Origin of the sequence: Flavobacterium sp. (assembly GCF_035456225.1) — a bacterium.
Classification (GTDB): Bacteria; Bacteroidota; Bacteroidia; order Flavobacteriales; family Flavobacteriaceae; genus Flavobacterium.
In genome coordinates, this window is the sequence record NZ_DATIDM010000173.1 from 1 (window position 1) to 11,384 (window position 11,384).

Annotated in this window: 11 protein-coding genes; 1 reads left to right on the forward strand and 10 read right to left on the reverse strand. The window is 40.2% G+C overall.

The genetic code is table 11. The features are described 5' to 3' along the window. From VLB74_RS10490 to VLB74_RS10515, 6 genes are all read right to left on the reverse strand, one after another. On the reverse strand, window positions 1–832 hold an 832-nt coding region (locus tag VLB74_RS10490), incomplete at its 3' end, for a VWA domain-containing protein (RefSeq protein WP_325203411.1). 6 nt (window positions 833–838) lie between these two features. After that, the gene (locus VLB74_RS10495; protein ID WP_325203412.1) at window positions 839–1,840 is read right to left on the reverse strand and encodes a vWA domain-containing protein; all 1,002 of its coding nucleotides are present in this window, start codon (window positions 1,838–1,840) and stop codon (window positions 839–841) included. Further along, entirely contained in the window at window positions 1,840–3,450 is a 1,611-nt protein-coding gene (locus tag VLB74_RS10500) for a hypothetical protein (protein WP_325203413.1), read from the reverse strand. Before VLB74_RS10500 ends, VLB74_RS10495 begins: the two co-directional genes overlap by 1 nt. A 39-nt stretch (window positions 3,451–3,489) precedes the next feature. Next, window positions 3,490–4,353 carry a DUF58 domain-containing protein gene (locus tag VLB74_RS10505; protein ID WP_325203414.1) on the reverse strand — a complete coding sequence of 288 codons (864 nt, stop codon included), beginning with the start codon at window positions 4,351–4,353 and terminating at the stop codon, window positions 3,490–3,492. A 113-nt stretch (window positions 4,354–4,466) separates the two neighbouring features. Continuing rightward, the gene (locus tag VLB74_RS10510) at window positions 4,467–5,471 is read right to left on the reverse strand and encodes an AAA family ATPase (RefSeq protein WP_325203415.1); all 1,005 of its coding nucleotides are present in this window, start codon (window positions 5,469–5,471) and stop codon (window positions 4,467–4,469) included. A gap of 153 nt (window positions 5,472–5,624) precedes the next feature. Beyond that, window positions 5,625–6,419, reverse strand: a complete 795-nt coding sequence (locus VLB74_RS10515; protein WP_325203416.1) for a DUF4382 domain-containing protein — start codon at window positions 6,417–6,419, stop codon at window positions 5,625–5,627. A gap of 132 nt (window positions 6,420–6,551) precedes the next feature. On the opposite strand from VLB74_RS10515, the gene VLB74_RS10520 reads away from it, so the two are divergent. Next, window positions 6,552–7,709, forward strand: a complete 1,158-nt coding sequence (locus VLB74_RS10520; RefSeq protein WP_325203417.1) for an ATP-binding protein — start codon at window positions 6,552–6,554, stop codon at window positions 7,707–7,709. 65 nt (window positions 7,710–7,774) lie between these two features. Here the strand turns inward: VLB74_RS10520 and VLB74_RS10525 are convergent, their stop codons facing one another. From VLB74_RS10525 to VLB74_RS10540, 4 genes are all read right to left on the reverse strand, one after another. Then, complete coding sequence (locus VLB74_RS10525; protein ID WP_325203418.1) at window positions 7,775–8,920, reverse strand: hypothetical protein; 1,146 nt, start codon at window positions 8,918–8,920, stop codon at window positions 7,775–7,777. Between the two features lie 18 nt (window positions 8,921–8,938). Beyond that, a complete protein-coding gene (locus VLB74_RS10530) occupies window positions 8,939–9,382 on the reverse strand; it encodes a hypothetical protein (protein ID WP_325203419.1) in 444 nt (147 codons plus the stop codon). Window positions 9,383–9,438: 56 nt separating this feature from the next. Continuing rightward, on the reverse strand, window positions 9,439–10,611 hold the full coding sequence (locus VLB74_RS10535; RefSeq protein ID WP_325203420.1) for a carboxypeptidase-like regulatory domain-containing protein: 1,173 nt from the start codon (window positions 10,609–10,611) through the stop codon (window positions 9,439–9,441). Window positions 10,612–10,621: 10 nt separating this feature from the next. Beyond that, the coding region (locus VLB74_RS10540) for a hypothetical protein (protein ID WP_325203421.1) at window positions 10,622–11,384 on the reverse strand (763 nt) is incomplete at its 5' end.

Here is an 11,384-nt window from a genome sequence, read left to right on the forward strand (position 1 = left end):
CTCCGAAAACATAGCCGCCACCGGCATTTTTGGCGATGGTTTTCAGTGTTTCCGGATATAATTTCGTGATAACTGTTTCCCCTTCACGATCTTTTTTGAAACCTTCGATTACACCGTTATGGCGCAACGGGATCGGACCTCCTTTTTCCGTTCCGATACCAACTGTTATTACCTTTATTTTCTTGTCTTTGATTTCCTCCAGCCCTTCTTCAAACCCTTCGCCGTGATCTTCCCCATCGGAAAGCATGATAATTAATTTGCTTGTCTGCGGGTCATCAAAATACGAACCGGCCAGTTTTAACGCCTCGCCCAATGCCGTTCCCTGCGACGAAACCATATCGGTATTCATGCTTTGCAGATACATTTTGGCCACACTGTAATCTGTGGTTATCGGCAAAACAGGATAAGCGCTTCCGGCATAACCAACTATTCCGACGCGGTCGCTCCCCAATTGATTGATGATTTGGGAAACCACCTGTTTACTCTTCTCCAGACGGTTGGGTGCAATGTCTTCAGCGAGCATACTTTTGGAAATATCCACGGCGAAAACAATATCGACTCCCTGACGTTTTACCGTTTCCATTTTGGTCCCGATTTTCGGATTTACCAAAGCTAAAACCAATGCCACCAATCCCAATAGGACTATGGCCAATTTCAGAACCGGCTTGAAAGTCGATTTTTCCGGGCTCAATTGTTTCAGCAATTCCAAATCACCGAATTCCTTTTGTTTTTTTCGCTGCCAATACAAATTGATCAGAAAAAGCACCAACAGAATCGGCAGGATGGCTGCTAAATAAAAATATTTCGGTTCGTCAAATTCAAAATTCTCCATGATCACTTATATAAAGCCTCTAAACAAGGTCTTTCTTAACACTAATTCCAAACTCAGCAACCCAAGGGCGATAAATCCGAACAGTCTGTATTTTTCATCATAATTATAAAAACGCTGCTCCTGAACCTCGGTGGTTTCCAATTTGTTGATTTCGTTATAAATGCTTTCCAAACTTTTGTTACTGGTGGCTCTGAAATACTTTCCGTCGGTCATCAGCGCGATTTCTCTCATCAGTTTTTCATCAACTTCCACTTTCATCATACGGAACAAAAACTGTCCGTTTGGCGCAATCGCATATGGGGACTCCGCCATTCCGTTGGTTCCGATTCCTATGGTGTATACTTTTATTCCGTATTCTTTAGCGATTTCCGAAGCCATTCTCGGATCGATAAACCCGGCATTGTTTACCCCGTCGGTTAACAGGATGATGACTTTACTTTTTGCTTTACTGTCCTTTAAACGGTTTACCGCCGTGGCCAATCCTACTCCGATTCCCGTTCCGTCCTGCAGGAATTTATCGTATTTAACACTTGCCAACGCATCCAGAATAACCGCCTTATCGCTGGTTACCGGTGTTTTGGTATAGCTTTCCGCTGCGTAAACCACTAAACCGATACGGTCATTGGGGCGTTGTTCGACGAATTCCGAAGCCACTCTCTTTAAAGCTTCCATACGGTTTGGCTTCAAATCCTTGGCCAGCATACTTCCGGAAACGTCGATTGCCATAACGATATCGATTCCTCGGGTCGTTCTGGATTTATTGGTCACATCGGTAGATTGCGGTCGTGCCATGGCCACAATCAGGGCACTTAAGGCTAAAATCCGCATGGCGAACAATAACGGTTTTAGCTTTGGCAATACTGTATTCGTCACCTTAAACCCTTTAACCGAACTTACTTTCAAAGTGGCGGACTGTTCTTTTCTTTTCCAGAAATACCAGCCAATAGCAATTGGTACAACCAAAAACAGCCAAAAGAATTCCGGATTGGCAAACGTGATATTTTTCATTATTGCGCTGCTTTTCTAAGTTCGACTGATTCTAAAATTCGGGCTGTGATTTTGCTTCCAAACTCATCCCCTTCTTCATACATGGTTAGTACCTGTTGTAAACCGCCATCCTGACTGAATATCACAAATTCGTAGTATGCTTTTCTGGATTTTTTGGTGATTTTGTCAAGCCAGTTCATGGTTCCGTAGGCTTTCCTTCCGGACAGTCCTTCACCGGTATTGAAATCTTCGGTTTTCACAATGATATCTTGAGCTCCTTTTGCTTCCATAGCCTGCAAACCGCCTTCAAGCGCTTTGTCAAGATCCACTTTGGTTTCCTGTTTGTATTTTGCCGTGCTTACCAGGATATAATAATCATCAAAATAGCCGCCAAACTGAAAAATCTGCATCTCTTTAATCATCGCCATAGCGGCTTTCGGCACTTCCTTTTCAGCATCAATGCGTTTTAACACATTAGGCGTTGAGATAATCACACCCGGATTTCCGTATTCGCTTGTAATCCAGTCCTGATCGTACAATTCCTGATTGGAGCTTCCAAAAAGATTCATTCCGTTAAAAAACAGGGCTCCGATAATGAAAAACAAAACAAATCCGGACACAAAGCCTATGACGGTATTGCGTTTTTTAATTTTCTTGCGTTTTAGCTCTTCCTGTTGTCTGGCATAATCCGACTCGGTTTCATCCTCCTCAATTTCCTTTGGAAGCGCTTTATCTATGGTAAAGATGATTTTCTCGATATTATTACGGTCTTCGATAATTTCGAAATCCATCGGTTTGGATTTTGCAAATTTTACCAAATCGGCATTTTTAAGGATTTTTTCGAAAGTTTCCATGGTTTCCTGACGGATGCCCATTTTCTTCTTCATTGAGGCTTGCTTCATTGCTTCCAGAAGTTCATCGGTCGTACTTTCCATCGCGGGAATATGAACGGTTTCTTCGATGTAGTTACGCGTAATATCTGTCATTTCAGAATAATACGTTTTCACGTCGCCGTGCTCCAACAGGGATTTCTTCTCTAAACTCTGCAATAAACTGGTTGCTTTTTCAATAGGAGAAGCGTAAACAATCTCTTCCTCTTTCTTCGGGCGGTTTTTGTATTTTTTATACAGCCAATAACCTAAAAATCCAACTCCGCCTAACAGCAGAATCCCTAACAGATACCACCAGAAATCGGATGACGGATCCTTAACCTCAACGATGGGTTTGATGTCGTACATTTTCTGTTTAAGCGTGTCGACCACCACATTATTGACTTCAATCACAGCCGAATCCGACAGGAATTGCTTATTTCCGATTAACACGGGAATTCTTGGCAGCACATAACGACCTGAATCAAATTGTGTCAAGCCGTATTTCTTGATAAACTCGTAAGTAGCGTCTTTTTTTATCGTATCAATCGGGTACGATTCCAACACTTCCAGCTGTCCGAAATTTTTGCTTTCAGGAAAAGCTACCCGGGTTTCTTTTGTTCCTTTTACCTTCAACGTCAGATTGAACTGTGAACCGATTTTAATTTTGGTTGAATCGATACTGGTCTGCACCGGCTGTTGGGCAAACCCTAAAGTTGCCATCAGTAAAAAAAGGAATATGTGTCTTTTTCTATTTGTCATTTTTTGTCACTACTTGTACTAATTCGGAACCAGCTATTATTATCTCGATTTAAAATAACCGAGCAATTTGGTTACGTAACTCTCGTCTACCCTTGTGCTTACCGAACCGGATCCACAACGGGAAAACGTATCGTTAAAATATTTCACATTATTCAGGTAGTTTTTCTCGTACTCCACGCGTATCTTTTTCGAATTGGTATTCACCACCATAATTTCTCCCGTTTCGGCATCCTCCATGGTTACCATTCCGATGTTTGGCATGGTTTCTTCGCGATGGTCATAAACGCGGACGCCGGTTACATCGTGTTTTTTTCCGGCGATTTTCAGCGTATGTTCGTAATCACTTGTCATGAAATCGGAAATTACGAATACGATGGCTTTCTTTTTTTGAATACCTGAAAGAAACTTTAGTGCTTGAGAAAGATCGGTTTTTCGGCTTTGCGGCTTAAATTCGATCAGCTCACGGATGATGCGAAGTACGTGAGATTTTCCTTTTTTGGGAGGGATGAATAATTCAATCTGATCGGAAAACAAAATCAGTCCGATTTTATCATTGTTTTGTGTCGCCGAAAAAGCCATGGTTGCCGCTATTTCGGTAACAATTTCACTTTTCAGCTGATTTTTGGTCCCGAAACTTTCCGATCCGCTGCAGTCTACCATCAACATCATGGTCAGTTCGCGTTCTTCTTCGAATACCTTTACATAGGGCTCGTTGTAACGTGCGGTTACGTTCCAATCGATGGCACGAACGTCGTCGCCGAATTGGTACTGGCGTACTTCGGAAAAAGTCATTCCCCGTCCCTTAAACGACGTATGGTATTCGCCCGAAAAGACATGATCGCTCAATCTTCGGGTTTTGATTTCGATTTTCCGTACTTTTTTCAGTAATTCTTTGGTATCCATATTTTTAGTTTTCAGTCGCAGTTTTACTACGTCTATTCGCTACGCTCGGGTCAGTCACAGTTACACAGTTTTCAAAAAACCGCATACTGAGACTGTTAGCTGTAAACTAAATTTTAAGGTACTTCAACCTCGTTAACTATTTTGTTGATGATGTCTACCGAAGTAACGTTTTCCGCTTCAGCTTCATAAGTAACTCCGATTCTGTGACGCAATACATCGTGTACTACGGCACGAACGTCTTCCGGAATTACATAACCACGGCGTTTAATGAAGGCGTAACATTTTGCCGCCATTGCCAGATTGATACTACCACGAGGCGACGCTCCGAAACTGATTAACGGTTTCAGGTCAGCTAATTTGTATTTTTCAGGGTAACGCGTTGCGAAAATGATGTCAAGGATATATTTTTCTATTTTCTCGTCCATATACACCTCGCGAACTACTTGTTGAGCGCGTAAGATCTGGTCGATGCTTACCACCTGATTCACTTTTTCAAATCCGCCGTTCAGATTTTGACGAATAACCAAACGCTCGTCTTCCATTTTAGGGTAATCGATAACCACTTTCAGCATGAAACGGTCTACCTGTGCTTCCGGTAGCGGATAGGTTCCTTCCTGCTCCACCGGGTTTTGCGTAGCCATTACCAAAAACGGTCGGTCCAATTTGAAGGTCTGCTCTCCAATGGTCACCTGTTTTTCCTGCATCGCTTCCAACAACGCGGATTGCACCTTTGCAGGAGCACGGTTGATCTCATCGGCAAGAACAAAATTGGCGAAAATAGGACCTTTCTTGATGGAAAAGTCATTCACTTTCATATTGTAAATCATGGTTCCCACCACATCGGCAGGGAGTAGATCAGGAGTAAACTGGATTCGGCTGAAAGTACCGTGAACAGCTTGTGACAGGGTGTTGATGGCTAATGTTTTTGCCAATCCGGGAACACCTTCCAAAAGAATATGTCCTTGAGCCAATAATCCGATAAGTAAACGTTCGATCATGGTTTTCTGACCAACGATTACTTTGTTCATTTCCATTGTCAGAAGGTCGATAAAGGCGCTTTCTCTCTCTATTTTTTCATTGATTGCCCTAATGTCCATAGTAGCTGTCGTATCTTCCATTTGCGTGTGTTTTTTGAGCCGTGAAATTAATACTATATTTTAACACTGCAAATTGATAATTAATTTAGTGCTTAGTTGTTAATAATTGGTTAAAAAACAAAAGACAACCATGGTTTTGGCTGTCTTTTAATAAAATTTTTATTTCCTGTTAACTTATGGCAGGAGAAGGGTTCCCATATTGGTAATCTGTCCGTTAACCACAACGACATTATCAACCACCAAAACAGCATGACCCGAAGCAGGATCCGGCGTTAAAGTTACCGTATACGTTCCGGAAGGTATTCCGTTAAGCTGAAATACACCGAATTCGTCTGTATAGGCTGAAACGGCAACACCGTTAACCTGAACAGAGGCTAAAGTCTGCACACTCATTGGTTCAACCATTCCCTTAATTGCTCCAGAATTTACTTCTGTAGTTACCCTGATTACAGGATGCAGATTATAATTCCCTGAATTTCCGGCTTCAACCACTACAGAATGTTGTACGTCGAAATCCAGAAGGAAATTATAGGTGAAATCCGGCTGCAATGTTTGATTTATTTGTAGTTTCAATCCGGATTGCTGGGCACTTGGCGTGTGTAAAGGATAGGTTACCCCGTCTTTTACCACGGTATTTTCATCGCCTAAAATTAAACGCATCTGGCCCAGATACCCTGACGGCACAACACTATCGGCCAGGATTACATTAACGCCCCCTGTCAGATCCAACAAATCGTAAATGCCCGGATTATTGCCGATACTCATCCATCCGCCATCCGGGGATTGAATCTCCACATCGACTACCTCAACGTTAACTTCGTCGTAATCGCCGGGATTATCCGACATACGAACGGTGATTTTCGAAGTTCCTGCGACTTCAGAATCATCATTGTCATTACAGCTTACCAGCGAAGCAGATATGCAGACCATTGTTAAAAATGCCCACATGCAGTTTTTCAAGATTTTCATAGATTCTCTTTTTAAGGTTATTTTTTTGGGTGTACATTTTACAACGTTTCTTTTACTATTATCTTATGCCTATTAACATATTTTTAACGAACTTTATACAACCTTTGTGTCGTATCGTAAACGGTTTTCAAGATGATTAATAAGCGTCTTCTTATAAAAAATTTGCTCGCCCACAGTGACGAAAGCACTTTTTATGACAAAAAAAGACAGCTTAACCTGCACACAAAAGAAGGCAAGGCCAAATTCCTGAAACACATTTGCGCTCTTTCCAATTCCAATCCGATGAACAATTCCTATATTGTGGTTGGGGTGGAAGATCAGGACAATGAAATTGTTGGCGATGATTTTTTTGATGACAGCCACATTCAGAACCTTGTGAATGCCTTTTTGGAGAATCCGCCGAAAATCCAGTATGAGAATGTGCCGTTCCCGAACCTTCCAAAAGACAAGGTTGTCGGCCTGGTAACCATCAAACCCAACAATAAGATTTCTTCCTTTAAAAAAGGCATTCATACCATAGTCGCCAAAACCATTTTCATGCGGAGAGGAAGTTCGACCATGCCTGTGGAAACGGCTTCGGAAGTCACAATGTCGATTAAAACGAAAAACCTCAATGCCGAAACGGTCATCAGCATCGAGAACAATTCGCACAACAGCATCGCGCATACTTTGGAAGGTGTGATCGACTTCATCAACAACCGTCATCCGGACATGAACCCGAAATATAAAGTCTTCAAAGAACTTTTTGTGGTATGCTGGGCGGGCAACAAGAAGAGACTGCGCGATAAAACGTTGTATTCGCGGGTGGACATCGAATTGATTAGCGAACAGGTCAAGCTTTTTTATTCGGCTTTAGATGAAGTCACGGTGGAATATTCGGAGAACGAATTTACGATTACCGAATATGTCCCGTTAGGGCTGAACGACAAAACGAGTTATTATCCGTTGGAAAAGGTAACGCTCCACTTTTATGAAAACGGGTACTACAAGATAGAAACCAAGATGTTGTTTGAACCGCCGGAATACAACCGGAAAATGCTGTTTCATATTTACAATTCGAATCTGGCACTGGTTAGCAAACTCGAAAAAGGACTGGCATTGTCTGTCCGGGAAGAAAAAGATCTTGAGAACCTTCCGGCCATACTGATGATTTGCTACCTCAACGGTTTTCAGGACGCCAAACAGAAACTGATTGATGCCAAACTGCTTTTGAAGACTTATAAAAACCCTGCGGCTTACGTTTCTTTTAAGGAAGTGATGCGTATTTTGAGAAAGATGAAATACAATTAGAGTATCCGATTTTCGGTGATGATTCGGAAGATCCACAGGATGAGTCCGGCGATTATTTTAAGCATTTAATCAAATTCGTTTAGGCCGTATAGGATTTCTTTCATTTTTGTTCCGTTGACTTCCACCGGTTTGTAGGCCACGTTGAATTTGTTGATGGCTACCTCGATATCGGATTTGAGTTTTTTGTATTCCAATGGGAGTTTGGTTTCGCATTGCTTTTCGTTCTCGTAACTGTTGAGAATGATTTTGAACTTCTCGTAAAATTTTCCGCCCTGGTCGATGAAATTGTTGTACTGCGCAATGAACTGCAACAGCCTGTCTATGGGAAACTCAATATTGACCTGCATTTTGTACTGTGCGTTCCCAGTTGTCGATTTCATCTTTGACAGGTAGTCTTCCATTTTTTGGGTAATGGATTCCCAGTCGTCGTTGGTGCGGCAATTGTCCAGAGATGCGGTGTATCCTATAGGCTTGGTATAATCTTTAAAAAGCAATTCGATTTCCTGTTTGATTTTGTCGTTACTGGTTTGAAGGAAAGCCGTTTCAAAATAAATGGTGTTGAGGTCGTTTTGCATCCGAAGCGTAAAATCGAGTATGCATTCCACATCTGCAATCCCCTTTTCTTTTTCGCTTTTTGTCAGGGTCGATGTTATCATATTCGTAAACGTCTCCACTACGGAAACAATCGGATTAGTACCCAATACAGCAGTTAAATCAAGGCTTGTTTTCTTGTCTTTTTTGGCGTTTACTACTTCTTTTAACTTACTGTATTCGGGGTACTGATTGGGGTTTGCTATTTTATTGATTTCATTCAGCGTTCGGACCGATGCAAAATGATGATCCAAACCCAACACCTTTTCATATAAGATCTTGATGATCTGCAATCCTTTTAAATAGCGTATTTTGGATATTTCGTTATTCGTTTCATTTTTCAGAAGAGAAAGCTGTTCCCTGATTGCGTCCTTTTTTATCAAAAGCTCCATTTTTCGTTCCAGATTAGTTTCAGCCACAAGATTTTTACTAATGATTGCCAGCTGATGGTTAAATTCCCAATACCGGTTTTGATGTTGTTCCTTTAACTGGTGCAATTCGATTGCCATTTCGGTAATTAACTCGTGAGGTTCTTTGGCGTTTCCAAACAAATTATGAGACTGAAGTTGCTGTGTCAACAAACACAACAGAAGAACGAACTGGTAATGCATTTTTTTCATTGGAACAACTTTTTCCTTTTAACCTTCTGATAAGGTAAGCGTAACTTTCACGGTGTCTTTACTGATTTGCACGGGATATTTTCCCTTTTTCAGAATTGAATACTTTGCATCCATTTCCAGATAGAGCAAAGTGTTCATATCAAATTTAAAATCCTCGTCCTGAATAAATTCCAAGGTTTCGTTGGGCGTTATTTTGGCGTATTCTTTTCCAAAGAATATTTTTTGCTCCTCGGCGCTAAGTTTGCTGATTTCTATTTGGATCAGCAGCGAATTAGAAGACTGTTTCGTTACATTAAAATTTTTCATGGTGGTTTTATTGGTTTCAGATGACAGTTGAGAGCAGATCCCGAGTCCGCCGATACAGCTTCTGCCGCGAATGTCGAGTTCTAATGTTTTTGCTTCGGTTTGGGCAATAGAAAGGATAGGCAACAACAAAGTTGCCCATAAATAATTTTTTTTCATTGGATTATCGGTTAATACGAAATGTTTCTTAAGCCAGTTGGCACTCCCCCGACAGATTAATTGAGTTTACTAAGAATCTTCTCCTCCGCTTCATTTAGCAGTATACTGTTATTGGTTTTCCAGAATTCCTCCGTAAAATGATTTCCGGCACTGAACAGGCTTCGCTCTTTATGTCGTTTGCTTCGGTCGAAATCGAATTCGCCTTCCTTGTAATCGGAAACCACCATGTCGCTCATGAACTCGAAGGTGTCCTCGAAATCCCCTTTGAAATTGATGTATGCATTTAACTTATTCTGATTGTAAACAAGGATATACTTTTCACCTTCAATTCTGTAACTGGCCTTTCTTTCCTCTTCATATACTTTAAAGCGGAGAAAAACAATGTCAACATCCAGTGCATACATCTTATGTTTGGGCGATTTCCTGATATCCATTTCCAGAATCAGTTTACTTTTGCCATCAAAAACCACCGTTCCCGTGTACAAATGAAATTCCGCATCTTCTTTTGGAAGAATTGTTACTATTTCAATCGAATTGCCTTTATCATCCGTTTTGGTTTCAATCTCAAAGTCGTAACTTTTGCTCTTTAAAATATAATTTATGATTTTAAAATTATAAGCCTCGCGCACTGCATCCCTCACATCGTAAAGATAAAATGACTCCCGATTTTTTTCTCTTTCGCTTGAAGGCACATCCGTCAACTTTATGGCCCGACACTGATTCACATACAGGTCCGAAGCACCACTTTTCCTTTTTATGTTGTAATCCAGTAATCCATCCGAAAAGCTGGTATACTCATCATTTACTTTTACAAATTCCCTATAATAGGTATTAAGCACAATTGATTTTTCCAGTTTTTCTTTTGAAATTTTCATCGCATCTGACAACAGTTCTTTTACCGGTTTAGACCGGACAATGACTTCGGAAAGCTGAAAAGATTTCGGTTCCAGAAAAATTTCGACTTCGTTTTCCCCTGTTTTCAATGTTTGAACAAATACATGATAATTGAGATGACTGAATTGTATTGCGTTGAAATCACCGGAAAATACCAGTCTGAATTTCCCTTCTGAATTGGAGATGGCTCCTAAATTTGAATTTTCGACTCTAATGGATACACTTTCTATTGGGATTAGTGTAGTGGCGTCTTTAATTACTCCGTTTACGATTCTGGTTGTTGCTAACGACAATACGGAAATAAGTAGTAGACAAAAGGTTAGTGTTTTTTTCATGGAATTTGGATTAAAACTGACTTAAAATTTCTCTTTTTTGAGCCAAATCAATTTTAGACCAGATTTCAGCGTTTTGATTATTTACATACATAATGAAAGTACTTTTATCCTTATGCTTGTTTTCATATTCTTTTAAAGTCTGAATAAGTTTCCTTGAGGGTCTTTTAAAAAATGAGTTCCAAAAAACAATAACATAATAATCGGCTTTAGGCAATGTTTCTACAGTACTTTTCTTCCCTTCTAAGGTGTAGATATGATCTAAAAAGAAATTCAACTTTTTATGATCGTTATTTAAGTCTTCAAAATCGATTTTTGGAGGAAAAACATCGAAACAGTTATTAATGTTCCAATTCATCGTGATGGGATCATCAACGTAACAGTTTACTACTTTGAATATCTGATTGTAATCAGAATCGAAATACCTGACCTGAACCGGCTGCGAATCGTCTTTTATTATTTTTTTCAGTTTCGTCTTATATACAGAATCTTTAGCATTAGATAGATCCACTGTTTTTAATTCCTGTGAATAATATTTAATCAATGCTTTTCGGTAGGACGCGGTATCCAAAACAAAACGATTCTCATTGGGAATTTTTTTCTTATCGAACTCTTTTACAATTTCTTTACCCTTTAGCCATTCCGGTGTTGTATCAATTCCAAGTATTGACTGTTTTACCAAGTTGCAGCTATAACAGGCTGCAATTAAAAAAAATAGCACTAATTTTTTCATGATTAAAGCAAAGAAACTGCCTAAAAAACAAATAAATCTATAA

Excerpts from the sequence above, each read along its gene's own strand:
- VLB74_RS10495 (WP_325203412.1), bottom strand. The coding sequence starts at position 1,840 with ATGAAAAATATCACGTTTGCCAATCCGGAATTCTTTTGGCTGTTTTTG.
- VLB74_RS10500 (WP_325203413.1), bottom strand. The coding sequence starts at position 3,450 with ATGACAAATAGAAAAAGACACATATTCCTTTTTTTACTGATGGCAACT.
- VLB74_RS10505 (WP_325203414.1), bottom strand. The coding sequence starts at position 4,353 with ATGGATACCAAAGAATTACTGAAAAAAGTACGGAAAATCGAAATCAAA.
- VLB74_RS10510 (WP_325203415.1), bottom strand. The coding sequence starts at position 5,471 with ATGGAAGATACGACAGCTACTATGGACATTAGGGCAATCAATGAAAAA.
- VLB74_RS10515 (WP_325203416.1), bottom strand. The coding sequence starts at position 6,419 with ATGAAAATCTTGAAAAACTGCATGTGGGCATTTTTAACAATGGTCTGC.
- VLB74_RS10520 (WP_325203417.1), top strand. The coding sequence starts at position 6,552 with ATGATTAATAAGCGTCTTCTTATAAAAAATTTGCTCGCCCACAGTGAC.
- VLB74_RS10525 (WP_325203418.1), bottom strand. The coding sequence starts at position 8,920 with ATGAAAAAAATGCATTACCAGTTCGTTCTTCTGTTGTGTTTGTTGACA.
- VLB74_RS10530 (WP_325203419.1), bottom strand. The coding sequence starts at position 9,382 with ATGAAAAAAAATTATTTATGGGCAACTTTGTTGTTGCCTATCCTTTCT.
- VLB74_RS10535 (WP_325203420.1), bottom strand. The coding sequence starts at position 10,611 with ATGAAAAAAACACTAACCTTTTGTCTACTACTTATTTCCGTATTGTCG.